This is a genomic window from Paenibacillus camerounensis, from assembly GCF_000723885.1.
GTDB classification, from domain to species: domain Bacteria; phylum Bacillota; class Bacilli; order Paenibacillales; family Paenibacillaceae; genus Paenibacillus_AQ; species Paenibacillus_AQ camerounensis.
The window spans coordinates 1-24,152 of sequence record NZ_CCDG010000052.1; the positions used below are offsets into that span (position 1 = coordinate 1).

At 53.7% G+C, this 24,152-nt stretch carries 28 protein-coding genes and 1 riboswitch; of the genes, 22 read left to right on the top strand and 6 right to left on the bottom strand.

Annotation, left to right across the window (positions count from 1 at the left end):
• Nucleotides 1-125: 125 nt before the first annotated feature.
• Together BN3772_RS19020 and BN3772_RS19025 are read left to right on the top strand one after the other, a co-directional pair.
• Entirely contained in the window at nucleotides 126-332 is a 207-nt protein-coding gene (locus BN3772_RS19020; RefSeq protein ID WP_042201426.1) for a hypothetical protein, read from the top strand.
• Between the two features lie 11 nt (nucleotides 333-343).
• Nucleotides 344-542: riboswitch (cyclic di-AMP (ydaO/yuaA leader) on the top strand.
• Between the two features lie 107 nt (nucleotides 543-649).
• The gene (locus BN3772_RS19025; protein ID WP_244444791.1) at nucleotides 650-1,075 is read left to right on the top strand and encodes a hypothetical protein; all 426 of its coding nucleotides are present in this window, start codon (nucleotides 650-652) and stop codon (nucleotides 1,073-1,075) included.
• 128 nt (nucleotides 1,076-1,203) lie between these two features.
• Here BN3772_RS19025 and BN3772_RS19030 read toward each other — a convergent pair whose 3' ends face one another.
• Both BN3772_RS19030 and ytxJ read right to left on the bottom strand, forming a co-directional pair.
• Nucleotides 1,204-1,443: a glutaredoxin family protein gene (locus BN3772_RS19030; protein WP_039869454.1), complete on the bottom strand. Its 240-nt coding sequence runs from the start codon at nucleotides 1,441-1,443 to the stop codon at nucleotides 1,204-1,206.
• Nucleotides 1,440-1,766 (bottom strand): bacillithiol system redox-active protein YtxJ, encoded by a 327-nt coding sequence (ytxJ, locus tag BN3772_RS19035; RefSeq protein WP_042201428.1) that lies wholly within the window; start codon nucleotides 1,764-1,766, stop codon nucleotides 1,440-1,442. Before ytxJ ends, BN3772_RS19030 begins: the two co-directional genes overlap by 4 nt.
• Before the next feature lie 165 nt (nucleotides 1,767-1,931).
• Between ytxJ and BN3772_RS19040 the strand changes: the two genes are divergently transcribed.
• Nucleotides 1,932-2,573 carry a ThuA domain-containing protein gene (locus BN3772_RS19040; RefSeq protein ID WP_042201429.1) on the top strand — a complete coding sequence of 214 codons (642 nt, stop codon included), beginning with the start codon at nucleotides 1,932-1,934 and terminating at the stop codon, nucleotides 2,571-2,573.
• 111 nt (nucleotides 2,574-2,684) lie between these two features.
• Here the strand turns inward: BN3772_RS19040 and BN3772_RS19045 are convergent, their stop codons facing one another.
• Nucleotides 2,685-3,602: a CHAD domain-containing protein gene (locus BN3772_RS19045; RefSeq protein WP_042201431.1), complete on the bottom strand. Its 918-nt coding sequence runs from the start codon at nucleotides 3,600-3,602 to the stop codon at nucleotides 2,685-2,687.
• Between the two features lie 233 nt (nucleotides 3,603-3,835).
• Between BN3772_RS19045 and BN3772_RS19050 the strand changes: the two genes are divergently transcribed.
• Nucleotides 3,836-4,750: a lipoate--protein ligase family protein gene (locus BN3772_RS19050; protein WP_052380590.1), complete on the top strand. Its 915-nt coding sequence runs from the start codon at nucleotides 3,836-3,838 to the stop codon at nucleotides 4,748-4,750.
• A gap of 706 nt (nucleotides 4,751-5,456) precedes the next feature.
• On the opposite strand, the gene BN3772_RS19055 is transcribed toward BN3772_RS19050, so the two are convergent.
• On the bottom strand, nucleotides 5,457-6,236 hold the full coding sequence (locus BN3772_RS19055; protein ID WP_042201432.1) for a carbon-nitrogen family hydrolase: 780 nt from the start codon (nucleotides 6,234-6,236) through the stop codon (nucleotides 5,457-5,459).
• A gap of 196 nt (nucleotides 6,237-6,432) precedes the next feature.
• Here BN3772_RS19055 and BN3772_RS19060 point away from each other — a divergent pair, with 196 nt between their 5' ends.
• The 8 genes from BN3772_RS19060 to BN3772_RS19095 all read left to right on the top strand — a co-directional run bounded on the left by BN3772_RS19060 (nucleotide 6,433) and on the right by BN3772_RS19095 (nucleotide 12,752).
• Entirely contained in the window at nucleotides 6,433-6,861 is a 429-nt protein-coding gene (locus BN3772_RS19060; RefSeq protein ID WP_042201433.1) for a MarR family winged helix-turn-helix transcriptional regulator, read from the top strand.
• Between the two features lie 43 nt (nucleotides 6,862-6,904).
• Nucleotides 6,905-7,540 (top strand): nitroreductase family protein, encoded by a 636-nt coding sequence (locus tag BN3772_RS19065; protein WP_042201435.1) that lies wholly within the window; start codon nucleotides 6,905-6,907, stop codon nucleotides 7,538-7,540.
• A 30-nt stretch (nucleotides 7,541-7,570) separates the two neighbouring features.
• On the top strand, nucleotides 7,571-7,867 hold the full coding sequence (locus BN3772_RS19070) for a putative quinol monooxygenase (RefSeq protein WP_042201436.1): 297 nt from the start codon (nucleotides 7,571-7,573) through the stop codon (nucleotides 7,865-7,867).
• Nucleotides 7,868-8,023: 156 nt separating this feature from the next.
• Nucleotides 8,024-9,202: a pyridoxal phosphate-dependent aminotransferase gene (locus BN3772_RS19075; RefSeq protein WP_244444792.1), complete on the top strand. Its 1,179-nt coding sequence runs from the start codon at nucleotides 8,024-8,026 to the stop codon at nucleotides 9,200-9,202.
• A gap of 22 nt (nucleotides 9,203-9,224) precedes the next feature.
• Nucleotides 9,225-9,608, top strand: a complete 384-nt coding sequence (locus BN3772_RS19080; protein ID WP_042201438.1) for a hypothetical protein — start codon at nucleotides 9,225-9,227, stop codon at nucleotides 9,606-9,608.
• Nucleotides 9,609-9,719: 111 nt separating this feature from the next.
• Entirely contained in the window at nucleotides 9,720-10,046 is a 327-nt protein-coding gene (locus BN3772_RS19085; RefSeq protein ID WP_042201439.1) for an ArsR/SmtB family transcription factor, read from the top strand.
• Nucleotides 10,047-10,153: 107 nt separating this feature from the next.
• On the top strand, nucleotides 10,154-11,929 hold the full coding sequence (locus BN3772_RS19090; protein WP_042201440.1) for a SulP family inorganic anion transporter: 1,776 nt from the start codon (nucleotides 10,154-10,156) through the stop codon (nucleotides 11,927-11,929).
• A 124-nt stretch (nucleotides 11,930-12,053) separates the two neighbouring features.
• On the top strand, nucleotides 12,054-12,752 hold the full coding sequence (locus BN3772_RS19095; RefSeq protein ID WP_042201441.1) for a DUF1361 domain-containing protein: 699 nt from the start codon (nucleotides 12,054-12,056) through the stop codon (nucleotides 12,750-12,752).
• Here the strand turns inward: BN3772_RS19095 and BN3772_RS19100 are convergent.
• Nucleotides 12,728-13,075, bottom strand: a complete 348-nt coding sequence (locus BN3772_RS19100; RefSeq protein WP_042201442.1) for an MGMT family protein — start codon at nucleotides 13,073-13,075, stop codon at nucleotides 12,728-12,730. The two genes, BN3772_RS19095 and BN3772_RS19100, sit on opposite strands and share 25 nt — an antisense overlap.
• A gap of 51 nt (nucleotides 13,076-13,126) precedes the next feature.
• On the opposite strand from BN3772_RS19100, the gene BN3772_RS19105 reads away from it, so the two are divergent.
• From BN3772_RS19105 to BN3772_RS19145, 10 genes are all read left to right on the top strand, one after another.
• Nucleotides 13,127-13,639 (top strand): DUF2569 domain-containing protein, encoded by a 513-nt coding sequence (locus BN3772_RS19105; protein WP_157643623.1) that lies wholly within the window; start codon nucleotides 13,127-13,129, stop codon nucleotides 13,637-13,639.
• A gap of 127 nt (nucleotides 13,640-13,766) precedes the next feature.
• Nucleotides 13,767-15,311, top strand: coding sequence for a spore germination protein (locus BN3772_RS19110; RefSeq protein WP_052380591.1), 1,545 nt, complete (start codon nucleotides 13,767-13,769; stop codon nucleotides 15,309-15,311).
• Complete coding sequence (locus tag BN3772_RS19115) at nucleotides 15,308-16,465, top strand: Ger(x)C family spore germination protein (protein ID WP_042201444.1); 1,158 nt, start codon at nucleotides 15,308-15,310, stop codon at nucleotides 16,463-16,465. Before BN3772_RS19110 ends, BN3772_RS19115 begins: the two co-directional genes overlap by 4 nt.
• Before the next feature lie 4 nt (nucleotides 16,466-16,469).
• A complete protein-coding gene (locus BN3772_RS30725; RefSeq protein ID WP_042201445.1) occupies nucleotides 16,470-16,673 on the top strand; it encodes a hypothetical protein in 204 nt (67 codons plus the stop codon).
• 26 nt (nucleotides 16,674-16,699) lie between these two features.
• The gene (locus BN3772_RS19120; protein ID WP_042201446.1) at nucleotides 16,700-17,803 is read left to right on the top strand and encodes a GerAB/ArcD/ProY family transporter; all 1,104 of its coding nucleotides are present in this window, start codon (nucleotides 16,700-16,702) and stop codon (nucleotides 17,801-17,803) included.
• A gap of 150 nt (nucleotides 17,804-17,953) precedes the next feature.
• Complete coding sequence (locus BN3772_RS19125; RefSeq protein WP_042201447.1) at nucleotides 17,954-18,580, top strand: alpha/beta hydrolase; 627 nt, start codon at nucleotides 17,954-17,956, stop codon at nucleotides 18,578-18,580.
• Between the two features lie 29 nt (nucleotides 18,581-18,609).
• Nucleotides 18,610-18,906, top strand: a complete 297-nt coding sequence (locus BN3772_RS19130; protein ID WP_042201449.1) for an antibiotic biosynthesis monooxygenase family protein — start codon at nucleotides 18,610-18,612, stop codon at nucleotides 18,904-18,906.
• Nucleotides 18,907-18,920: 14 nt separating this feature from the next.
• Nucleotides 18,921-19,766: a phosphotransferase family protein gene (locus tag BN3772_RS19135; RefSeq protein WP_042201451.1), complete on the top strand. Its 846-nt coding sequence runs from the start codon at nucleotides 18,921-18,923 to the stop codon at nucleotides 19,764-19,766.
• A gap of 222 nt (nucleotides 19,767-19,988) precedes the next feature.
• Nucleotides 19,989-22,136: a glycosyltransferase family 39 protein gene (locus BN3772_RS19140; RefSeq protein ID WP_042201453.1), complete on the top strand. Its 2,148-nt coding sequence runs from the start codon at nucleotides 19,989-19,991 to the stop codon at nucleotides 22,134-22,136.
• A 28-nt stretch (nucleotides 22,137-22,164) separates the two neighbouring features.
• Entirely contained in the window at nucleotides 22,165-23,151 is a 987-nt protein-coding gene (locus tag BN3772_RS19145) for a glycosyltransferase family 2 protein (RefSeq protein WP_042201455.1), read from the top strand.
• A 420-nt stretch (nucleotides 23,152-23,571) separates the two neighbouring features.
• Here the strand turns inward: BN3772_RS19145 and BN3772_RS19150 are convergent, their stop codons facing one another.
• On the bottom strand, nucleotides 23,572-24,138 hold the full coding sequence (locus tag BN3772_RS19150; RefSeq protein WP_042201457.1) for an FAD-dependent oxidoreductase: 567 nt from the start codon (nucleotides 24,136-24,138) through the stop codon (nucleotides 23,572-23,574).
• Nucleotides 24,139-24,152: the final 14 nt, after the last annotated feature.

The window sequence follows — 24,152 nt, forward strand, 5'->3', positions numbered from 1 at the left end:
CACGAAAAAGGTGCCTCTCCAGTTCAAGGAGAGGCACCTTTTTCGTGCCCGGCGGCGGCAGAATTTGCGAAGGGCTGGTGATCCGGCTTCCGATAGTGTACCCTTAGTACTAAGGAGTGGTAGTCTTGAACATGAATCTAAAAACCCCGGTATTAGTTGCCGGTTCCGCCCTGCTGATTGCGATCAGCAGTCTGCTTCAGCCGGATGGCAGCACTCTGCTGGGTGCGGTACAGACACTGCTGCTGGGTGTGGGAATCCTGGGCTGCCTGATGGCTGTCCTGCGGTTCGTGAAGAGCAGCAAGAACAGCAGCGGCAAAAAGAAAAAGAGATAAAAGATAACTACATATGAAATCCGCTTAATTTCCGTTACGGAAAGCGGGGGAACCAACAACCGGAGGACGCGGGTAAGCAGGCGGAGCCGGTTATGGGGTGAATCCTTGAATCTGTGAGAAGTGCTTAAGCTTCGTACAGAGGGCAGGTAGGGCGACTCTCAACGCCCGAATCCGGCAGCTAACCTCGTAAGCGTATTGCAGAGAGGATCAGTATATTGTGACCGTTAACCGGACCGCAAAGGGCATCCTTTGCGGTTTTTTTGCTGTTTTTTTTAGAGATAAATAAATCCACATATAGAAGTAAGGCGGAAGGGGAGATGAAGATGGAGACAGCTATGGACACTCAGGAGGATTATATACTCATTTGTGCGCCGACCAAGGCGGGAGAGCATTTTATTAAGCTGCTGGTCATGAAGGGTGCACGGTTCGCGGGGCTTGCCAATAATCCGGCTGAGAAGCAGCGGCTGGCGGAGCTGGGGGTAGAGGTGATTTTTGAGGTGGATACCCGGCATTTGAATACCTGGCTCAGACCGCCGTTTCCGGTAGGCCGGATCTATCTGTTTGAGAGCAGTGTCGCTTTATGCTGCCGGTATGTGCAGATGTGCCGGACATGGACGTCAGGGCCAATTTCGGTGATTACGACCTCGATGAGGCCGAGGCTGGTCTATAAGGGGCTTGGAGCCGACAATGTGATCTACAGCCACAGCGGACATGTCAGCCATTTGGCTGCAGAGTGTGAATAAGGGGCATTGGATGTAGCAGGCCAACAGAGTGCAGGCGCTGCTACATGTTTTAACCATAAAAAAAGTATTCCCCGGGCTTCGGACCAGGGAATACTTTTTTGGCTAATTATACTGAGTATAGAATGCTGCTATCTTGCAGCGGCAATCAGTTCCTCAAGCTCCGGCAGGTTGAAGCCCTTGACGGCCCGGTCACCGGATACCGTTACAGGGATACCCATGAAACCAAGCTTTTCAACTTCCTCCTGATAGACGGCGCTTGCCATAATATCGCGCACTTCAAAAGGAATGCCCTGATTGGTGAGCAGCTGTTTAACCTGATTGCAGTCACTGCAGCCTGCGGTGGAGTAGACAATTACAGGCTGGCTCATTTATCAACGGCCTCCTTGATGGCAGAACGGGTGATCTTCCAGTGGGAGGTGTTCCAGCTTACATCGCTGCCGTCCAGCAGAAAGATCTGCGGGGATTCATGCTTGATGCCGAACTCCTCGGCAATCTGGTTGGAGACCGGACGGTCTTCAATGACATGGACAATAGCCGCCGGAGTCTCAGAGCTTTGTACATAAGCCTGGAACTCCTCATGCGCTTTAGCGCTGATCGGGCAGGTTGTGCTGTGCTTGAACAGCAGCTTTTTGCCGGGCTGGCCGACATATTGGTGCAGTTCATCAGAAGTATGCAGCTGTTGAATAGACATCGTATATCACCCTCCTGTAAATATGAAATAGAACCTGTAATGATGATTGTAACATAGTTCAAAATTAAAGCAAAAGCCGTTTGAATTAACCTGGCGGAAGTGCTAAGGTGAAGGAGAAATACCTGGAAATGAAACAGCTTAATGGATGGAGAGGTGTCATTATTCATGTCTGAATTGAAAGCCTTTGCAATTGGCAGCTATACAGCGGTAAAATATCACCCGTTTGCCGGTGTGGACCAGGAGCTTCAGCAGATCCTGTCACCGGAATTTACAGTTGATGCATCTGAGGATTTCGGGCTGCTGAACCCGCAGAGCCTTAAAGAGTATTCCCTGGTGGTCTCTTACACGGAGTTCTCCGATCATACAATCGCGCCTGCCCACAGCGGGGCACTGCTGGCTTATGTTGCCGGGGGCGGCGGCCTGCTGGTGGTTCATAACGGAATATCCATGCAGCGCAATCCGGAGCTCGGTGCAATGCTGGGCGGGCATTTCACCCATCATCCGGACTACACAGCTCTCGGAATTAATATACCGGCAGCCGTTCGTGAGCATCCGATTGTGCAGGGAATTGACGATTTTGTGATTGAGGACGAGCCTTATTATTTTGATATGCACCCTTATTTTGAGACTACGGTGCTCGCAGAATATCTGCACGGCGGAGCGATGCGGCAGGCGGCCTGGTGCCATGAGTTCGGACTTGGCCGGGTAGTCTATCTGATGCCGGGACATCATCTGCCGTCCTTCTCGGTTGAGCCGTTCCGCAAGCTGATTGCAAGAAGCGCGATGTGGGCCGGCAGGCTGATCTGACCGCAAGACCGGAGAAGGCTTTGCTGAAGCTGAACGCTTATCAGGGGCAGAACAAAAGGCGGGAAGCGGCCTGACTGGCATGCGCTTCCCGCCTTTTGTATATTGTATGGATCAGGACTGCTGTTCAGCGGGTAGAGCGCGGGGCTTCCCGGCTACCGGTACAACCTCGTTATGATACAGCGCTTCCAGAACCTCATTCTTAAGGCTGTCTGTGAAGGCGCTCCAGGTCTTTTTGCCGACACCGAGCTCGTCACGCCCTATGGACTGCAGCGTGTCCAGCCAGACCCGCTTATCGTTGATGATGCCGAGCTGCTCCTGAATGTTCTTATAGTATTCCTCATGGGTATGAAACTTCTGATTGAGTGCAAAAGAAGCGGCATTCGCTGTATAGCGCAGCTCCTTGGCGGCAATTCTCAGGTCGTGCAGCGCTTCAAAAGCCTCCTCAGATTCCGACTCGGGTCCCTTAAACAGCGCTTTGCAGGTTTTTTTCTGCTGATCAAAGGCAACTTCCAGCTCGCGCATGACCACATTTGCATCCTTTTTTTGGGTCAAAGACTCAAGCGGTCCGCTAATAAAAGCCTCCCAAAGCAGGTCCAGCTCCTTCCCGGCAAGCTGCGGAAGCTCGGCTTCCAGCTTTTTGCGGTATTTTTTGCGCTGGTCCTTCTGATGCTTAATGACGGATTTGAGCAGTGCGGCTGTTTTGTCATCGCCGTCTTTTTTGGCTATTGTACGCCGTTCCTTGAAGGATTCAATCAGCACATCGGCATCTCTGACCTTTCCGAGACGCTTTTGGGCTTTTTTGAACCGGGTGTACAGCTCTCCGGCGGCAGAATGATCCGGGTCCAGTATGGACAGCAGTGTAAGCAGCTTACGGCTGTTCACCCTTGACTGATGAATATCCTCCCCGCCGAACCCCTTCAGTGCATCCTTGCTGTAATCACGGAAATTGACATAGAGCTTGATCATAGCCTGTTCCCATTGCCTTGTTTTGCTAATCTGCCTGTCCTTTGTCAGCTGTTCAGTGGTCATGCGGCATCACTCCTATACGTTGTGTACTGCTGTTGCATGAACGATCTTCCTTGATATAAGGATAACGGTTGCCGGAGCTGATTTCAAATGACGCCGCCTGTCTTTTTTAGGCAAGGGGGAGGGGATGGGGTACAATAGAACAATATCTGTTATAACGGTAAAAAAGGACAGCGGACTGCTGCCGTGCATGCGGTGTAATCCATATTATCCGGGGAAGAAGGGGAGCATCAGTGGTGGCTTATGAAGATTCAGGGTTGCTGGACAACCTGTTTGAGGGGCAGGAGCGTAGAACCGTAAGTGAGATTCCTGCAAAAATGGTGCTGTTCGAGCATCTGGCTGAACATCTGACAGCTGCAGAGGTGCAGGATATGCTGCTTCCGTTCGCGTTCGAAGAAGCGCTGTGCCGTGACATCGGCGCCGGGCTGCTCCCGCCGTGCCTCCACATCTGGAGCCATCCCGGCGGGGTTGCGCTGGGACTGCGGGACAGCAGGCTGCCGCATGCCGCCGAGGGGATGGCCGGGCTTGAGCGGGCCGGCTACCGCGCAGCTGTCCGCCATTCCGGCGGGGCGGCTGTGCCGCTCGACACAGGTGTAGTCAATGTGTCGCTGATTCTTCCGAAAGCCCCGGGCAAGCTGGACTTTCACGATGATTTCCGGCTGCTGGCTTCGCTCATTGCCGAAGCCGCAGCCGTGAGCCATCCGCAGGCGGCTGCACGGATCAGGGCAGGCGAAATCACCGGCTCGTACTGCCCCGGTGATTTCGACCTGGCGATCGGCGGCCGCAAGTTCTGCGGCATCGCCCAGCGCAGGCAGAGCGGCGCGTACTTCGTGCACGCGTTCGTGGTGGTCTCCGGCTCCGGGCGGGAGCGCGGAGAGCTGATCCGCGGATTCTACAGGACTGCGTCCGGAGGGGACGAGTCACTGGACTATCCGCGGGTCCGCCCGGAGACGATCGCCGCGCTCGGCGAGCTGGGCGGCCCGGATGCGGCGGCGGTGTACGCCGCTGGCATCCGGCAGGCTGCAGCCCGCCGGGGCGTGCAGCTGACTCCTGCCGGCAGGCTGCGGCAGGAGTCGGGCTATGATCTCCAGTACAGCGATCCGCGCGTACTGGAGACAGCGGCGATGCTGCGGCAGCGCTATGCCCGCTGAGCAAGCGGGCGGCCGGGTCCGGCTGCACTCAGCTTGGGCTGCCACCCAGCTTCTCAGGCTGCTGCCGGGTCTTTCTGTTGCCTTGTCTGTACGCGGCCGTGTCTGTATGCCCCAGCTCAGCATGTGGCTAAGACAATCGGCTCCCAGCTTGGGCTACTACCAGCGCAGGCTGCTAGGTCTTCATGTTGCCGTGTCTGTATGCGGCTCGGTCCGTGTGCCGCCAGCTCAGCATGTGGCTAAGACAATCGGCTCCCAGCTTGGGCTACTACCAGCGCAGGCTGCTAGGTCTTCATGTTGCCGGCTCTGTATGCCGCTCGGTCCGTGTGCCGCCAGCTCAGCATGGGGCCTGAGCTGCGACCAGCTCGTGCTACTACCAGCTCAGCATGCCGCCGCTTGCAGTCCAGACCGCCATGCGGCCAGCACAAGCGATCCGCAGATTCTAACTCAGACATTAGGTGGAAATTCGCAGCTTAATTTTCCAATGAACCCTGCTGTAGGCGAATTAATTGGAAAAAGGAAACCTAATTTTACCAAAACGGCCTCCAGAGCGATGAATGGACCGAAATAGGTGGCGTTTTTACAACTAATTGTCATATTCACCGAGAAATACGTCATTTAGTTGGCGAAAATCCATCTAAATGACGGACCGGGCCAAGGAATTTAATATTCCCGGCACCATGCATGCAGCATCCCCTGATAACACGCGCTACGTATACAGCTCCGGCCGGCGGTCGGTAAATATCGGAATCTGCTGCCGGACCTCACGGACCTTGCCGAGGTCGATTTCGCCGGTTAGGATCTCTTCCTCCTCTGCAGCCTCACATAATACGTCTCCCCAAGGGTCAATAATCATTGAATGTCCGGCAAAGCGGTTCGCCGGATCAGCTCCGGCACGGTTACAGGCAATGACATAACACTGGTTCTCGATGGCCCGGCTGATCAGCAGGGCACGCCAGTGGGCAAGCCGCGGCTTGGGCCATTCGGCGCTTACGAACAGGATTTCAGCTCCGCTGGCCGTATGGGCGCGGACCCATTCCGGGAAGCGGATATCGTAGCAGATCAGCCCGGCGCACAGGGCATTGTCCAGGGTGAACAGCCCCTTTGCTTCCCCCGGCTGCAGATAGAGATGCTCATCCATCAGCCGGAACAGATGGAGCTTGCTGTATTCTCCGGCTTGTGCACCGCTGCGGTCAAAAACGTACATGCTGTTGGTGACCTCGGCAGTCTGCCTGCTGGCTACAGAGCCGGCAACAATATGGATGCCGAGCTCCCGTGCCAGGCCGGACATCAGTGCTTTGGTCTCCTGCCCGCCGGGATCGGCGATGCTGCCCAGCCGGGTCAGATCATAGCCGGTAGTCCAGAGCTCCGGCAGGATCACGCAGTCTGTTCCGGCGGACGCTGCTTCACGGATGCGCTGCTCTGCCGCCGCATAATTTACGGCAGGATTGCCGAATGCTATATCAAGCTGAATAAGGGATATTCTCATGCGTTAGCCTCCTGTATAGAACGTGAACGTAATAGTTAGAGATTAAGGCGCATCTATCCATAAATCAACCTCTGCGGTGGAGTTATGCGGAGTTTATAGGAAAATACGCCACAATGGTTGACGGGTCAATTAAATAGGTGTAGACTGATTTCTATCAAGAAGGTTTTGCACAATCTATTTTTAGGGGAGGCTGCCATTGACAGAACATCAGTCAGCGGAAGATCAGATTCTTGAACTGCTGCAGGCACTGAACAAAGGGGTCAGCCCGAAGTTTGAACGGTGCGCAGGCATCAGCCCCACGAGGCTCCGCCTGCTTCATGAGCTGTATCAGGTAGAGGAGATCAGCCAGATTTCGCTGCAGCGTGAAATCGATATTGATGCCGCCGCCGTTACCCGCCATCTGAAGGGTCTTGAGGAGAGCGGAACCATTACAAGGCGCAACAATCCTGCCGATAACAGGGTTACCCTGGTCTCACTGACCCCTCAGGGCCGGGACCGGATGCATTGCTACAGGGAAGAGAAGAACCGTTTCATCAACGGCCTGCTTGACGGCTTTGACGATGCGGAGCGGAAGAGGCTTACGGACATGCTTATCCGGCTGCAGCATAACATCAATGTGATGTAGCCTTGTTTTATATACCAACATATACAAAGGAGATTTTTTCAAAATGAACACTACAAAAACCAATGATTTTAATTCTATTATTACCGGCCGCCGCTCGGTGCGCCAGTATGACACCAGCGTCAAGATCAGCAAAGAGGAAATGACAGAAATTCTTACAGAAGCTACACTGGCACCTTCTTCCGTTAACATGCAGCCTTGGCGTTTCCTCGTGATCGAGAGCCCGGAGGCCAAGTCCAAGCTGGCTACCATCGCCAAGTTCAATCAGCTTCAGGTAGAAACTTCTGCGGCGATGATCGCTGTATTCGGAGACCTGAACAACTTTGATTATGCCGAAGATATCTACGGCGCTGCTGTTGAGCGCGGTCTTATGCCGCAGGAAGTTAAGGAAGGCCAATTATCCCGCCTGGCAGTACACTTCGCCAATCTTCCAGCAGACATCAACCGTGAGACGGTAATGATTGACGGCGGTCTGGTTTCAATGCAGCTGATGCTGGCGGCCCGTGCCCACGGCTATGACACCAATGCTATCGGCGGCTTCGAAAAGGACCAGATCGCCGAATTGTTCGGAATGGACAAAGAGCGTTATATTCCGGTTATGCTGATTTCCATCGGTAAAGCCGCAGCTGAAGGCTACCAGTCTGTACGTCTGCCGGTCGGCAAAATTGCTGAGTGGAAATAATAAATTTTTCATAATACAGGAGGATGAGCAATGATTATTATTCATGCTACACTGCAAGTGAACCCCGAACGCGAAGCACAGTTTCTGGCTGAGGCGGAGACACTGATCGCCGCCACGCATCAGGAAGAGGGTAATGTCTCTTACGAGCTGTACAGACATGCCTCCCGCAGTAATGTATTCATTATGGTCGAGGAATGGCGTGATGCCGAGGCTGTAGCCGGCCATAATACAAGCCCGCACTTCACCGGCTTTGCCGGCAAGGCAGGCGAATTCCTGACCGCACCGCTTGAGGTTAAGGTATATCAGGGCGAGCCGCTGGGCAAGTAATACGGTCCGCATGATTACAATGGTATGAAGATTAAAGGCCATCCCTTGCTGGGCGGCCTTTTTTTGTATATAAGAGTTGCCGAGCTACTGGCGAACCGCTAGAATAAATGCAATATGCAGCATAACAAACGATTTGCGGAGAGGATGAGCCGGACAGTGAGCAGTTTTGAACCGTCGCACTTGCTGAATGCGTTGCCCAAGCAGTTTTTTGCTGCATTGGTTGCCAGGGCTGCACAGGCGGCAGCGGAAGGGCATGATGTAATTAATCTGGGACAAGGCAACCCGGATATGCCGACTCCGCCCCATATTGTAGAAGCGCTGCGGAAGGCGGCATCAGATCCGCTGAATCATAGATATCCGCCGTTCCGCGGGCACGGTTATCTTAAGGATGCAGCGGCTGCTTTTTACAAAAGAGAGTATGGAGTAGAGCTCGATCCGCAGCGTGAGATCGCTGTTCTGCCCGGAGGCAAAACCGGCCTGGTTGAAGTGGTGCAGTGCCTGCTGAATCCCGGCGATACTGCACTTGTGCCGGACCCGGGCTACCCCGATTACTGGTCAGGCATTGAGCTGGCCCGGGCGGTTATGGAGCTGATGCCGCTTAAGGAGGCACGAGGCTTCCTGCCGGATTACGGGGCTGTTAGCCCGGAAACAGCCGCTAAGGCGAAGCTGATGTTCCTCAATTATCCGAACAATCCGACCGGTGCGGTAGCTGATGAGGAATTTTTCCGGAAGACAGTAGCCTTTGCTGCAGAGAACAGAATCTGTGTGGTGCATGATTTTGCCTATGCGGCAATCGGGTATGAGGGCCGGCGGCCGGTAAGTTATTTGCAGACACCCGGGGCCAAGGAGACGGGGATTGAAATCTACACATTGTCCAAAACCTATAATATGGCCGGCTGGCGTGTAGCCTTTGCCGCAGGGAATGCCAGTGTGATTGAGAGCCTGAATCTGCTGCAGGATCACATGTATGTCAGCCTGTTCGGAGCGGTCCAGGAGGCTGCGGCAGCTGCCCTGCTCGGCCCGCAGGATGGCGTCCGGGCAAATGTGGCGCGGTACGAAGCCCGGCGCAACACGCTGATCTCCGGGCTTAGGGAAATCGGCTGGCAGGCGGATGCGCCACCGGGTTCCTTTTTTGCCTGGCTGCCAGTGCCTGCAGGGTTTACTTCACAGAGCTTTGCCGATCTGCTGCTGGATAAGGCACATGTGGTCGTCGCTCCGGGAATCGGCTTTGGCGCTTACGGTGAAGGATATGTGCGGATCGGGCTTGTGAGTGATGAGGCACGGCTGGCAGAGGCCATGAAACGGATTGCCGGGCTGAAGCTGTTTAAGACTTAGCACAGAATAGCGGGGCATAGAGATGAAGATAACGATAGTAAGCAAAGGTATCAGAACAAATGAAGTGTACTTTTCGTCAGACTTCGGCGAAGGGAAGGGAATCTGGTGCGGCGGCGCCCCGGCTCTGCCCGGAGAAGGGCGGGAGGCCGAATTCGAGCTGCCTGCGCTGCTTATGCGCTGGGTGGATATTATGCCGGCGCCGGCTGCAGACGGCAGCGGTATCCGTATGGACGGTGAGCACATCGTCTTAACCGGTATTCTGGAGAATATTGAAGAGGACGGGACTGCCTGTCTGAAGCTGGGCTCCAATCTGATCATGTTCGAATGCCTGGGGGAACCGATGGCGCTTGGCGGACAGGTGGAGCTTAGAACGCGGGAGCTGATGATCTATCCTGTGAATCTTTAGGGGAACGCTGCTGCTGCAGGAAGGGGAGCCGGGATATTCATAGCCACTCCTGTTCAATTAATGCTAAGATAAGGTTAGATTTGAAGTAAAGCTATAAGGAGCAGAAGTTCAATGAACAGCGATATTCAGCAATTCAAGACGGAGTTTTTCAAAGCGCTGGCTCATCCGATGCGGATCCGCATCCTGGAACTGCTGAGCGAAGGCGAGAAGAATGTGAATGAGCTGCAGGCCATTCTCGGGTCGGAAGGCTCTGCGGTCTCCCAGCAGCTGGCTGTCCTCCGCGCCAAGAATGTGGTTGTCAGTGTCAAAGACGGCACAACAGTCATTTACTCTCTGCGCGATCCCCTGATCAAGGATTTGCTGGCTGTAGCCAGGCAGATATTCGATAATCATCTCGTAAGTGCCATTTCTATTCTTGAAGGTATCCGCAGTGAATAAAATCCGCCCTCTCCAGGGCGGATTTCCCGTTGACAAGAGCGGCAGGCAGGAGTAATGTTTCTAATATATTCAAATAATCAGATATTCAGAGAAAAGAAGGTTAGAGGATGACAGGGTGGGGCCGTTTTCAAGGCTACAGCATTGCTTCGCTGCGCAAGGATATCATTTCAGGGACAATCGTCGGCGTTATTGCCATTCCGCTCGGGATGGCTTTTGCTATTGCTTCCGGTGTGAAGCCGGAGTACGGAATCTATACGACCATTGTAGCGGGAATTCTCATTTCCCTGTTCGGCGGTACCAAATTCCAGATCGGCGGGCCAACCGGCGCGTTTATTCCGATTCTGTTCGCCATTGCAATGGAATACGGTTATGAGAATCTGCTGATTGCCGGAATGATGGCTGGAGTCATTCTGGTGGTTATGGGCCTGTTAAGGCTGGGAGTACTGATTAAATTTATCCCGAGGCCGGTAACGATCGGCTTTACCGCAGGAATAGCCGTTATTATCTTTACCGGGCAAATCGGAAATTTCCTCGGGCTGCAGGGGGTCAAACGGCACGAAGCCTTCATCGACAATATGAAGGAGCTTGGCCTGCACATCTCCACAGTGAATCTGTACAGTGTACTGACGGCTGTAATATGCCTGGCTGTCGTTATACTGGGCTTGCGCTTTGCACCCAAAGTACCCGGATCGCTGGTAGGGCTGCTGTGCGCTACACTGCTTGCAGCACTGTTCTTCAGCGGCAAGGTTACGACCATCGGTTCCGCATACGGCGATATCCCGAATACGCTGCCGAGCTTCCATTTCCCGGTAATCACCTGGGAGCGGATCAGGCTGCTGCTGCGCCCGGCATTTGTTATTGCGATGCTGGGGGCCATTGAGTCGCTGCTGTCGGCGGTTGTAGCCGACGGAATGTCTGGCAGCCGCCACAACAGCAACCGTGAGCTGGTCGGCCAGGGGATTGCCAATATTGCGGCCCCGTTGTTCGGAGGGATACCGGCTACAGGGGCTATCGCCAGAACAGCTACCAATATCCGCAGCGGGGCAGCTTCTCCGCTGTCAGGCGTGATCCACGGTGTGGTGGTCTTCCTGATCCTGCTGCTATTTGCACCGTATGCTTCCAGTATTCCGCTTGCGGCTATGGCGCCGATCCTTATGGTGGTGGCCTGGAATATGAGTGAGCGCAAGCAGTTCCTTAAGCTGCTGAAGCTTAAGACCGGGGATTCCCTGGTGATGTTCATTACCTTCCTGCTGACCATCTTCGCTGATCTTACGGTTGCTGTGGAGGCCGGGCTGGTGCTTGCCGTCATCCTGTTCGTGAAGCGGATGGGCGAGACCCATCTGGTCGCCAAGGTGCTGCCCGATCCGGAGTCTGTGAAGGTAGCTGCACACATGGTAACAGACAGCCATGACTGTCCGCAGATCGGAATCTATAATGTGGAAGGCCCGCTCTTCTTCGGAGCGGCTTACCGGTTCGATCGTACAATGCCTGAATCCGGGCCCGGCAAGCCGAAGCTGATTATTCTGCGTATGGGCAAGGTGCCGTTCATGGATACGACCGGTGAGGAGAATCTTTCAGAGCTTGTGAAGCAGCTGCAGGCTGACGGGGGCAGGCTGATGATCTCCGGCATAGAGCCGCAGCCGCTGGAGCTGCTGAAGCGAACTGGCCTGTATGGCAGAATCGGAGCGGGGCAGTTCTACGCGCACACCGGCGATGCGATAAATGCTGCATTGTCCATGATTCAAACCAGCCACTGTGCAGGGTGTAAGCATGCTGCTTTCCGTGAATGTGCAGCACTGGCCGGGGTTCAGGAAGCGCAGGGCAGAACCGGCTTTAAGAGCCATAAGCCTGCTATTACCGGCAAGCTCAGCGGCGGCATCTGACGGGAAGGCCTTTTCTTGCTCCTGCATCTTAAATATAATATAACAGCCCGGGTGCATCCTGACGCCCGGGCTGTTATATTTATTATGGTTGTCCCATTCTAACGGATAAGGAGAACATTCCCTGATGAAGGAACTGAATTATACAAAGGTATTCATACTGTTAGCCGGCCTGTCCCTGGCTACGCTGGGGGTGTACCGGGTAGTTTCGCTGCGGACCGATACATACTTTAATTTTCTGCTGTGGAATTTGTTTCTGGCCTGGATTCCTTTTCTGTTCTCAAGTGCTGCATACATGCTGGATAAACAGAAATTCAGCGGCATGCTGCTGCTGCCGCTGGGCATTGCCTGGCTGCTGTTTTTTCCGAATGCGCCGTATCTGATGACCGATCTGCTGCATCTGACCGCACGCAAAGGCATCTATATCGTCAGCGGAGAGGTTCAGAGCCGGTTCTGGTATGACCTCGTTACGCTGCTGCTGTTCACCTGGAGCGGCTGGCTGACAGGCTTCTTCTCGCTGTACCAGTTCCAGAGTGTCATTACCCGCAAAAGCAATCTGTTCTTCTCATGGATCTTTGTGCTCGCAGCCTGCGCATTGGGGGGGTACGGGGTGCTGCTGGGCCGGGTCTATCGGCTGAACAGCTGGGATGTGCTGACAGACTGGCACCAGCTGGTTCAGCTGGTTAAGGACAGCCTGAACCAGCAGTCGCTGTTCTTCAGCCTGTTCACAGCGGTCGTGCTGCTGGTTATTTATGCTACGCTGTACTTCCTGCTAAACGGGCTGATCAGCGGCGGGAGGAGCTATTCGAGAGGCGGCAAAAGGTAGTCCGCCAGCTCTGGATCAGGCGCGGGTACAAACTGGAACAGCTCCAGATTGACTGCCCCGTCTGCCGTAAATTCTATGCCTTCGCCGAGCAGGTACAGCTTCTGGAGCGAGCCGGATTCATCCTCCAGGGCGATTCTTCCTTTGGCATTGACAACCCTGTGCCAGGGAAGCTTGTACTTCCGGCTCATGGAATGCAGTATCCGCACAACCTGTCTGGCTGCCCGGGGGCTTCCGGCAGCTCTGGCTACCCCGCCATAGGTCATGATCTTTCCTTCTGGGATGGATTGGATAACGGCAATAACCCTTGCAGTAAATGGTGTCATAGATTCTCCTTAGAATGTGTCGGCTAAATGAAAACAGAGGATGTGCTGTTGTTGGGATCACTTATTCCCGCTAAAAAAGGCATGAGACTGTCGCCTGACGACCCTAAAGGGCTCGGCGGCTGGCTGGTGCTAGTCCAGATTGGACTGTATGTTACGTTAATCAGATCCTTCCTTATGGTCTATGATTTCTTCCTTAACTCGCACGGCAGTGAAGGCTGGAATGCTTTAACTTCCCCGGGTTCGGCAGATTATCATACATTATGGAAGCCTACGCTGGTTTTCGAGGTGAGTGCAAATATTATTCTGCTGCTGCTTACTGTATATTTGCTTATTTTATTGTATAACAAAAGGGCCGTTTTTCCGCGCTGGCTGATTCTATATTATATCATCGGCCTGGGGATGCAGATCATCCTGATTATATTGGTCTCTAACATTCCACAATCCGCTGAGCTGACTGCCGGCAGCAGCCTGCTGTCGAACATTGCGCGGGGGCTTGTGAACAGCCTCATCTGGACTGCCTACATTCTTCGCTCCAAGAGAGTGCAGAATACCTTCGTGAATTAAATCAGCAGAACACAAATAAAGCCGCAGCCGCGGCTTTTTTGCTGTTCTCTTATAGCAGACGGACGAATAGGAGTGCAGGCGGCGGGGGATAATCAACTCAAAAGAAGAATAGACAGGAGTGACGGCTGTGACGAATGCGGGAATAACGGCAAACAGCGAACATTCTGCCCAGAAGGTTGATTCCTCCCGTCCTATGAGCTGCTCTATGGATGACACGCTGGCGTGGTTCCGGCAGGTATTTTGTAATGACGGCACCCTTAGAATACGTGTGATAGAAAATGATCATGGCGAGCGTATCCGCTGCTCAGTCGTCTATGTGGACGGCATGATTGACCGTGAGCTGATTCAGAGCGGCGTGATGAGGCCGGTTATGGACTATGAATTCACGGACGGGGACAGGGGAAATCGGGCCCGGCTGATGGAACTGGTCCGTACCAGAGTAATTACGATCAGCGATGTGACCGTTTCGGAGCAGCTGGATGAGCTGATTGGCGCCGTGGTCAGCGGTAAAACCGTTTTTTTGCTGGACGGCTATGCCGGCGCACTGACTATCAATGCACAGAGCTGGGAGACACGCTCTATAGAAGAACCTATGACAGAGAAGGCGGTACGCGGGCCGCGGGACGGTTTTAATGAATCACTGTTGACCAATCTGACGCTGATCCGCCGCAGAGTGCAGAATTCTGACCTGAAATTTGTGTTCACCGACATCGGCACCCGGACCAAAACCCAGACCTGCATCTGCTACATGGAAAGCCTCGCCTCGCCGGATATTCTGAAGGAGCTGCATGACAGGCTGGCCCGGGTCGAAATCGACCATCTGCTGGATACAGGCTACCTGGCGGAGCTGATCCGTGATGAGCCCTATTCTCCCTTTGAAATGATTGGAAGCACAGAACGTCCGGACTCGGTAGTAGGTAAAATAATGGAGGGCCGTATTGCCGTACTGATCGAAGGCAGCCCCTTTGCCCTTACACTGCCTTATGTATTTGTGGAGAATTTCCAGGCCAGTGAGGATTATTACATCAATTATTACTATGCCAGCTTTAACCGGCTGCTCAGAGTGCTGGGTGCCTTTATGTCTATCAGTATTCCTGCGTTCTATCTGGCGATGGTTACTTACAGCCAGGAGATGGTACCGACCCTGCTGCTGCTCAGCATTGCCACTGCACGCCTGTCAGTGCCTTTTCCTACAGTGGTTGAGGCGGTAATCATGCTGACGATCTTTGAGATTCTGCGTGAAGCCGGAGCGAGGATTCCCAATTCAATCGGGCAGGCGGTCAGCATCGTAGGCGCACTGGTGCTCGGCCAGGCTGCAGTTGATGCGCGGATTGTCAGTGCCCCGATGGTAATTGTCGTAGGACTGACAGGGATCACCACCCTGCTTAACCCCCGGCTTACCGGACCCTTGATTATTGTACGGATAGCTCTGCTGCTAAGCGCCTTTGTCTTCGGCATCTTCGGGTACTTCTTCGGGCTGCTCGGGCTGGTTATTCACCTGATGAGCCTGCGCTCCTTCGGCGTTCCCTATATGCTCGGAGTGGGCTCGATCCGTCCGCAGGATATTAAGGATACGGCAGTCCGTGCACCCTGGTGGGATATGTATCTCCGTCCGGCAATTATCGGGGCGCGCAATATGAAGCGGAAGCCTCAGAAGCGGGGGAGACGATGAAAGGGCCAGCATCCCGGTTGTTAGCTGTGCTGCTTGCCGTATGTATGCTTGTCAGTCTTTCAGGCTGCTGGAATTACTCAGAGATTGATGATATGTCGATTGTGGCTGGCGTAGCTCTTGATACAAACAAAGCAGACAACAACATTCAGATGACGGTAGAGATGGTTGATACGCAGGGAGGGCTGCAGGATAATGAGACCGGCTTCAAAATATTGAGCCTGAGCGGCGATACTATTTTTAATATTGCCCGCAGTATGATTTCCATTACCGGACGTAAGCTGTTCTGGAGTCATGCCAAGGTTATTATTATCAGCGAGGAACTGGCACGGGAGGGCCTTATCAAGGTCATTGACTGGTACAGCAGGGATACAGAGACCCGTGCGGATGTATTTATATTTATTTCCGGTGAACAAAATGCCCGGCAGGTGCTTGATTTAAACAGTACGAAAAAGACTATCATATCCTTCGAGCTGGCGCAGATGATGAGGGATGAGAAATTTACGGGCACTGCGCCGGTGGTGGAAATCTGGGATTTTATCGACAAGCTGGAGACGCCGGGGAAAAATGCCATCGCCCCGCTGATTAATATCAGTGAAGTTAACGGACAGAAGAACGAGCGTGTTGCCGGAGCAGCAGTATTTGTTGGGGACCGGATGGTCGGCAAGCTGGACGGGAAAGAGACCCAATTCACACTTTTTGCTAAAAACGACATCAAGGGCGGGGTGCTGACAGTAGACAATGAGCGCGGAATCCCTACCTACTCGCTGGAGATATTATCGAGCCGGACAAAAGTAAAGCCTGTCTGGACAGGCGGCAAGCTGCAGCTCCAAGTCAGTACCCTCACCCATACCGGGCTTGATGAAGTAATGAGCACTGTGGATCTGAACGGCAAGGAGAGCATTCAGGCTATTGAGGAACGGGCAAGCGCAGACTTGCAGGAGCAGATTCTCGCTGTAATCCGCAAGGTTCAAAGGGAATATCAGGCGGATATATTCGGATTCGGCAAGGCTGTGCATGATGATATGCCGCAGATCTGGCACGGGATTGAGAAGAGATGGCCGCAGGAATTCAAGGAGCTGGATATAAAGGTCACTTCAAAGGTAGTGATTCAGAGTACTGCCAAGTCGTCCAGAACGATTAAGTTAGGAGATTGATGCTGTGCCCATTGTAGTCGTGCTGATATATGTATTTATTGTCTGGCTGGATGCCTACGGTCTGCTGAAGCAGGGGAAAAAACGGGATTTTTACATGTGCTCGGTACTATGCCTGATTTCCTTCTCACTGGCCTTCAGTCTGGCGATGCATTGGCAGATTCCCAGCCCCTCAGCGCCGATTGTCCGATTCATTCAACAGTTATTCTGAGGGCTCAGAGGAAAGGAGGGGAGGTTATGGGAAAAGAGATTATACCGGCAGGGCAGTCGATCAGTATAGTCATATTGTTCATCATCGGCAGCTCGCTGTTTATGGGGACTTCAGGCGAATCGGGCAATAGCAGCTGGATTGCGCTCATTCTCGCCGTTCTCCTGACTCTCCCGCTGATGCTGATTTATGCGCGGCTGCATGTGCTTTTTCCGGGTAAAAATCTGTACGATATGCTGATTGCCGTCTTCGGCGGATTCATCGGGAGGCTGTTCTGCTGTCTGTATATCTGGTACACGCTTCATCTGGGTTCACTGGTGCTGCGCAATTACGGGGAGTTCAGCAAGACGGTGGCCTTGACCTCTACTCCGATGCTGGCTCCTATGCTGATTGTCGGCCTGCTCTGCATCTGGGCGGTTAATGCAGGGATGGAGGTGGTTGGCCGGAGCGCAAAGTTTCTGCTGCTGTTTACTTTAGCCGTGATCGTCGTGGTTCAGCTGCTGTCTATTCCCAAATTTGAATATCAGCATTTACAACCGCTGCTGGACAGCGGCTGGGGACCGGTGTTTCAGGATATGGCAGGCACCTTTACGTTCCCGTTCGCAGAGATTGTTGTGTTCCTGGGAGCCTTCACGGTTCTTCCGCGAAAAGGGTCAGCCGTACGGGTCCTTATCAGCGGTGTGGTTATCGCGGGGGTAATCATCATCGGCGTCTCTGTACGGAATCTGCTGGTGCTCGGTCCGGAGATTCTCTCATCCCTTTATTTTCCCTCTTATGTGGCGGTCAGCCGGATTAATATCGGTGATTTTCTGACCCGGATCGAGGGCTCCTCGGCGATTATTTTTGTAACCTCGCTGTTTATTAAAGTAAGTCTTTGCCTGTATGTAGCCTGTCAGGGCATTGCCAGGGTGTTCAAGCTGGAGAGCTACCGCTCGGTGGTGCTGCAGACGGGGCTGATTATGGTCTGCATGGCGGATTTTATCTATAAGGATATTACGCAGATGCAGTATTTTGCCTACCATATCTACAAAATTTACGCGCTCCCCTTCCAGGTGTTCATTCCGCTGCTGCTCTGGATTACAGCTGAAATTATGGCACACAGGTCCACGGGCAGGGAAGAGGACGTACAGTGACCATTGTAAGCGGCAGATGAATTCCCGTTCGTTCCCTGCGGGAGTTTTTTTGTCATTTCCAACTGTCAGCCAAGATCGTTATAATGAGAGTCATAGAAAATGCCCTCGCAGGCGTTTACCTGAGAGGTATGTTACAGAAGGAGGAAGCTTATGAGCGTTTCAAGTATCATGATGTCCTCCCATTGGGGCAGAGAGGTCAGACATAAGTATGCTGCGCTGGGCTCTAAGGCGCTGGCTGTTGTTTTTCCGGGGCAGAACTACTCGGCTGAGCGCTCTCTGCTGGACTATGCAGGCAAAGCGGCGGCTGAGCACGGCTGTGATCTGCTGATTCTGGAGTACGGCTACCAGAGCGCACGGGCGGGCTTCAAGCGGGAAGAGATAGATATTGTCGTTGAGGAATGTAAAGCGGCATTGGGTGCGGTTCCCGAATATGAGCAGCTGTTGTTTATCAGCAAAAGCATGGGCACGATCATTGCCGGACGGGTGGCGGCAGAGCTGGGCCTGCAGGCAAAAACAGCGCATCTGTACCTGACTCCTGTCGCTGAGACGGTTCCCTTGATCCGGCAAAGCCGGGGCAGTGTTATCTACGGCGGCAGTGACCCGATGTTCAGCGGGCAGCATCCCGCCGAAATCAGCAAACTGCCGAATGTCAGAGTGTACCGGATTGATGATGCCAACCATGCGCTTGAAGTAGGCAGTGTCAATGAATCGCTGGCAGTGCTGCTGGTCATTATTAATTTTTATCATGAATTTTTCCGCGATGTGCTTGATGCGTAACGCTTAATACAGAAATGGCGGGGGATCAGATGATATTGGAAGCGGCTATGCTGCAGATAAAACAGGGGCTAACCGCGGAGTTCGAAGCCAGCTTCAGACAGGCCTCTCCGCTGATAGCTTCCATTGAAGGATACCGGGGGCATGAGCTCCAGCATTGTCTGGAGGATGAGCATAAATATCTGCTGCTTGTAAAGTGGCGGGCACTTGAGGATCACACCACCGGATTCAGAGAATCAGCCCAGTACCAGGAATGGAAGGCATTACTTCATAGATTTTATGAACCGTTCCCGGCAGTTGAACATTTCACCGGTGTAAATCTGGAATAGGCGGGAGGCAGAATATGAAGGGGAAGCAGATCGGGGCAGGCCGGACTGCAGAAGTACGGGAATATGGAGAGGGCACGATTGTTAAGCTTTATCTCGAGGATTTTCCGGCAGCGCCGATTCGGCAGGAGTTCAAGGTTAGTACATATGTGTATAATCAGGGTGGTGTATCCACACCAAGGCCGGTTGGGCAGGTTGAAGCGGAAGGACGCAGCGGGATTGTCTTTCAGCAGATTCATGGCCGCTCGCTGCTGAGCCTGATCAGCGGACAGCCATGGCGCTTGCCTGTGTATGCCAGGCAGCTGGCTGCCCTGCATCATCAGCTCCATCAGCTGGAGGGCAGTCCGGAGATCGGCCGGCATAAGGAGCAGCTGGAGAGACAGATTGTAGCCGCACCTATGCTTACAATGGAAGAGAAAACAGCTGTTCTGGAGCATCTGCGGCTGCTGCCTGAAGACAATAGGCTGTGTCATGGTGATTTTCACCCGGATAATGTACTGATCGATGCTGAAGGGGCCTGGATTATTGACTGGATGAACGGGATTTCCGGGAATCCGGCAGCGGATGCGGCAAGGTCGATTCTGCTGTTCAGCATGGGCTCAATGCCTCCGGGCAGCTCACTGGCTGAACGGATAGTCACCGGCTTTATCCGGCAGAAGCTTACGAAGATCTACATCCGCGAATATCTTAGCTTATCGGGCTATAGCTATAGCGAGATTAAAGCCTGGATTCTCCCCGTAGCTGCAGCCCGGTTAACCGAAGGGGTTCCGGCGGGAGAAAAAGAGAATCTTGCCAAAGAAATCCGCAGGCGTCTGAGTGCTTTGCGGAAGCACCAGATCCGTTCAGGTGTACATGACAAATAGTTGAAAGGGTCAGCCAGAGCTTCTGGCTGGCTTTTTTTTGATTTTAGGGAACGGCTTGAGTTACCGGAACGGCTTCTACAGGCTCCCGAACGTTCAGCAAACTTTCAGCTTGGACTCATTGACGGTTAAGGTAGGGATGCAATAATACCACTAAGCAAGGCTTGACACTGGGGAGAGAGCGCTGCCGAAGAGGGTTTATTGAATGATGGGAGTGGACCAAAGATGATATGGATTAAAAGAATGGCTTCAGATGTTGTATTGCTGTTTATCCTGCTGCTCGCTGCATTTCTATACGGCTACGGGATCTGGAATGACCATTATGTAAATACGTACTACACAACCGCAGTCGGAAGCATGCTGCAGAGCTTCCATAATTTCTTTTTTGCTTCACTGGACTCTGCAGGCTCAGTGACAGTAGATAAGCCGCCGGTGGCGTTCTGGATTCAGACACTCAGCGCCTGGATCTTCGGGCTGCACGGCTGGAGCGTCATCCTGCCCCAGACATTGGCCGGCGTAGGCTCAGTGCTGCTTGTGTACTTACTGGTTAAGCCAAGCTTCGGCAGAACAGCTGCGCGCCTGGCTGCCCTGGCAATGGCGGCCACACCCGTTGCGGCGGCGGTCAGCCGGACGAACAATATTGATGCGATGCTGGTGTTTACACTGCTTCTGGCAGCCTGGTTTTTGTTCAAGGGGACCCGAAATCACAAAACAGGCAGCCTGCTCATTGCCTTTGGGCTGATCGGGGTTGCTTTTAATGAAAAAATGCTGCAGGCCTATATGGTTGTGCCGGCCTTTTACCTGTTCTATATTCTTGCAGCCAAAGTGAGCTGGAAGAAAAAAACCGGAGTGCTGGCAGCCTGCACTGCTGTAATGCTGGTGATCTCGCTCTCCTGGGCAGTAATCGTAGATTCCATTCCGGCAGACAAGCGGCCGTATATGGGAAGCAGCGGCACGAACTCGGTGCTTAATCTGGCCTTCGGGTACAACGGGGTATCCCGTCTGACCGGCGACCGCAGCACCGGTGGCGGCAGCGGTATGCCGGGCGGCGGCTTCGGGGGCGGACAACTGCCGGAGATGAACGGTGAGCTGCCTTCGTTTGGCAGCGGACAGATGCCGGAAATGAACGGCGGAATGCCTGCAATGGACGGAGCCGGCGGGCAGGGTACAGCCGGGGACGGCCGGGGCCAAGGCGGCGGAGTGCGCGGCGGTGACAGAGGAACGGCACCGCAAGGCCAAAACGAAGGTAGCGGCGGAGTGCCGGGGAGCGGTTCTGATGACGGAGGCCGCCAGTTCGGCGGTGCTGACGGCGGGCAAGGCGGCCGTGGCGGCAATTTCGGCAGCGGCGGCGGGATGTTCAACACCGGAACCGCCGGACCGCTGCGGCTGTTCCAGCAGGAGCTGTCCGGCCAGGCCAGCTGGCTGCTGCCCTTTGTCTTATTCGGCGTAACCGGTATATTCGCCGGCCTGCGCCGCAGGAACTTTACGATGCAGCACAAAGAAGCCCTGTTCTGGCTGGCCTGGCTGGTGCCGGCAATGGGATTCTTCAGCATCGCAGGGTTCTTCCACCAGTATTATCTGATTATGATGGCGCCGCCGGTTGCGGCACTGGCCGGAGCAGGCTGGTTCAAGCTCTGGCAATACTATGAAGAGCGTTCAAGCTGGCTCTCCTGGCTGCTGCCCGTGGCCGTTCCGGCTACAGCTGGCTTTCAGTGGTACATTATTCATCCGTATAACGATACGATCGGCAGCGGCTGGTCGGCCGGGGTTCTTGCAGCCGGTATTGCAGCTGCCTTGCTTCTGATTATGCTGCGGGTGTTAAAAGGCAGAGCGAAGCCAGTCCTTGTCCGCGCAGCAGCTGTAGCCGGGCTGCTGGTACTGCTGGTCGGCCCGCTGTACTGGGCGTTTACGCCGATTACGTACGGCCTTAACAGTATGACCCCGGCCGCAGGTCCTGACAGCAGCGACAGCGGCGGGTTCGGAGGCGGCAGAAACAGCAGCACCGGCGTGGACGAAAAACTGCTGGCTTATCTAAAGGAGCATAACAGCGGAGAAGCGTATTTGTTCGCCGCCATGGACTATGGGACAGCAGGCCCTTACATTATCGACGAAGGTGAAAAAGTAGTCATTCTGAACGGCTTCAATAACTCGGATGTGCCGTACACCGCTGAGACCCTGCAGGCACTAGTAGAAAGCGGCAAGGTCAAATATTTCCTTGTTACCAGCGGCGGTATGGGAGGCGGACGCGGCGGCGGTAACTCTGACATTACCAGCTGGATTACGGAGAATGGCACAGAGGTACCGTCAGCAGACTGGCAGGGAACTGCAGCAGGAGGAGCCGGAGGTACCCTTTATGAAATCATTTTAGACTAAGATTATTTAATTTAAGGAGGAGCTGCCCATGAGTATCAACGTGCGCTATTCCGTCATTATACCGATGTACAATGAAGAGGCTGTCATTCAGGAGACGTACCGGCGGATCAAAAAAGTAATGGGCACAACTGGCGAATGCTATGAGCTGCTGTTTGTAAATGACGGCAGTACGGATAACTGTGCTCAGATGATAGAGGAGTACAGCTACTGGGATGAGAGTGTGAAGCTGATCGACCTGTCCCGTAATTTCGGGCACCAGATCGCTATCACTGCCGGGATGGACTACTCGCAGGGGGATGCTGTCATTATTATTGATGCTGACCTGCAGGACCCGCCGGAGCTGATTCTGACGATGATTGAGGAATGGAAGAAGGGCTACGAGGTTGTATATGCCAAGCGCATCAAGCGAAACGGGGAATCCTTGTTCAAAAAATGGACGGCCAGCGCCTTTTACCGCATCCTGCGCTATTCCACTGACATCTCTATCCCGGTTGATACCGGCGATTTCCGGCTGATTGACCGTAAGGTGTGTGAAGAGCTCAAACGGCTGCCGGAGAAAAACCGTTTTGTCCGCGGCCTGGTCAGCTGGGTCGGCTTCCGCCAGAAAGCTATAGAGTATGAACGTGATGAGCGCCTGGCCGGGGAAACCAAATATCCGCTGAAGCGTATGATCAAGCTGTCGCTGGACGGCATTACCTCCTTCTCGTACAAACCGCTGAAGCTCGCTGGTTACCTGGGAGCCCTGCTGTCGGCCAGCGGCTTTCTGTACCTGATGTATGTGCTGTATCTAGCGCTTTTCACGGAAGCTGCCGTTAAAGGCTGGGCATCCATGATTGGCATTACCCTGACGTTTAACGGATTCGTGCTGATTATGCTGGGCATTCTCGGCGAGTATGTCGGCCGGATCTACGATGAGACCAAGGGCCGCCCGCTGTATATTGTGCAGGAGTTCTATGAAGGCAGGACTGAGAAGTCTGCTGTCCAGGAGCCGAGAGTCGCTCGGCTTAACAAATAATCCCGGGGGGAGAGGCTCTCCCGGATAAAAAAACCAAAAAGCGGCTCTCCGGTGAATTTGGCTTAATGCCATTTCACCAGGGGCCTTTTTGGTGTAAGTACTGCACTTTCTGCAATTAAAACCGCTGAATATTGAGCGCAACAGGCTTTAACTGTACTCTGTGCAGCTATATTTAACGATTCGGGCCGTTTCGGCGGAAATCCGCAGAAATAGCTGCACCAAGTGCAGCTATTTCAATGCAAGCCCTCCATGAGTAGGGTTTTAAGTGTAGAAAGTGCAAGTAAGGCACAATTTCGCTGTGCATCCAGTCTGATATACCTTGACTCTAAAAAAGCTATCCCGGAAGAAAGGCCTCGGGCCGATCAACCGGGATAGCCTTTTGCTGCTCTAAAGTACTGGGCTGTATAGAGGTGTCCCGTATTATGCCTTCAGCAAATCATGATCCACATATCTGGCACCATTCAGCTCGCTGATAATGTTGATGGCCACCTTTGCTCCGTCTCCGGCAGTAATAATGGCGTGTACACTGACACCGGCAGCTGTTCCGGCTGCCCAGATTCCGTCAATATTGGTTTTGCCCTCTGCATTAACCGCTACTACCGTCTTGATTCTCGGCTCTGTGCCGTCCTTTGTTGCCACACCGGCTTTGGCGGCAAGATCGGTCAGTACGCCCGTTGCCAGAATGACATGCTTCGCTTCATAAGTAGCGCCGCTTTCCGTTTCAATGGTAAATCCTTCACTGCCGGCTGTGAGGTTAACCGCCTGATCAGCAACCAGCTCCGCTCCGAATTTAACCGCCTGCTTATGTCCGGTTTCAACAAGATCAGGGCCGCCGATTTCAGCAATGCCATAATAGTTCTCATACCAGCCTCTGCGGGTCATGCCCTTGTCATTATCAATCAGCAGTGTCTGCTTGCCTGCCTTGGCAGTGAACAGGGCGGCACTTGCACCGGCGGGGCCGGCTCCGATAACAGCTACTTCATACATAACGTTAACCTCCT

Excerpts from the sequence above, each read along its gene's own strand:
- BN3772_RS19025 (WP_244444791.1), top strand. The coding sequence starts at position 650 with ATGAAGATGGAGACAGCTATGGACACTCAGGAGGATTATATACTCATT.
- BN3772_RS19130 (WP_042201449.1), top strand. The coding sequence starts at position 18,610 with ATGATATTGGAAGCGGCTATGCTGCAGATAAAACAGGGGCTAACCGCG.
- BN3772_RS19055 (WP_042201432.1), bottom strand. The coding sequence starts at position 6,236 with ATGAGAATATCCCTTATTCAGCTTGATATAGCATTCGGCAATCCTGCC.
- BN3772_RS19145 (WP_042201455.1), top strand. The coding sequence starts at position 22,165 with ATGAGTATCAACGTGCGCTATTCCGTCATTATACCGATGTACAATGAA.
- BN3772_RS19150 (WP_042201457.1), bottom strand. The coding sequence starts at position 24,138 with ATGTATGAAGTAGCTGTTATCGGAGCCGGCCCCGCCGGTGCAAGTGCC.
- BN3772_RS19125 (WP_042201447.1), top strand. The coding sequence starts at position 17,954 with ATGAGCGTTTCAAGTATCATGATGTCCTCCCATTGGGGCAGAGAGGTC.
- BN3772_RS19095 (WP_042201441.1), top strand. The coding sequence starts at position 12,054 with ATGAAGGAACTGAATTATACAAAGGTATTCATACTGTTAGCCGGCCTG.
- BN3772_RS19085 (WP_042201439.1), top strand. The coding sequence starts at position 9,720 with ATGAACAGCGATATTCAGCAATTCAAGACGGAGTTTTTCAAAGCGCTG.
- BN3772_RS19030 (WP_039869454.1), bottom strand. The coding sequence starts at position 1,443 with ATGAGCCAGCCTGTAATTGTCTACTCCACCGCAGGCTGCAGTGACTGC.
- BN3772_RS19070 (WP_042201436.1), top strand. The coding sequence starts at position 7,571 with ATGATTATTATTCATGCTACACTGCAAGTGAACCCCGAACGCGAAGCA.
- BN3772_RS19115 (WP_042201444.1), top strand. The coding sequence starts at position 15,308 with ATGAAAGGGCCAGCATCCCGGTTGTTAGCTGTGCTGCTTGCCGTATGT.
- BN3772_RS19065 (WP_042201435.1), top strand. The coding sequence starts at position 6,905 with ATGAACACTACAAAAACCAATGATTTTAATTCTATTATTACCGGCCGC.
- BN3772_RS19080 (WP_042201438.1), top strand. The coding sequence starts at position 9,225 with ATGAAGATAACGATAGTAAGCAAAGGTATCAGAACAAATGAAGTGTAC.
- BN3772_RS19140 (WP_042201453.1), top strand. The coding sequence starts at position 19,989 with ATGATATGGATTAAAAGAATGGCTTCAGATGTTGTATTGCTGTTTATC.
- BN3772_RS19090 (WP_042201440.1), top strand. The coding sequence starts at position 10,154 with ATGACAGGGTGGGGCCGTTTTCAAGGCTACAGCATTGCTTCGCTGCGC.
- BN3772_RS19120 (WP_042201446.1), top strand. The coding sequence starts at position 16,700 with ATGGGAAAAGAGATTATACCGGCAGGGCAGTCGATCAGTATAGTCATA.
- ytxJ (WP_042201428.1), bottom strand. The coding sequence starts at position 1,766 with ATGTCTATTCAACAGCTGCATACTTCTGATGAACTGCACCAATATGTC.
- BN3772_RS19045 (WP_042201431.1), bottom strand. The coding sequence starts at position 3,602 with ATGACCACTGAACAGCTGACAAAGGACAGGCAGATTAGCAAAACAAGG.
- BN3772_RS19135 (WP_042201451.1), top strand. The coding sequence starts at position 18,921 with ATGAAGGGGAAGCAGATCGGGGCAGGCCGGACTGCAGAAGTACGGGAA.
- BN3772_RS19100 (WP_042201442.1), bottom strand. The coding sequence starts at position 13,075 with ATGACACCATTTACTGCAAGGGTTATTGCCGTTATCCAATCCATCCCA.
- BN3772_RS19040 (WP_042201429.1), top strand. The coding sequence starts at position 1,932 with ATGTCTGAATTGAAAGCCTTTGCAATTGGCAGCTATACAGCGGTAAAA.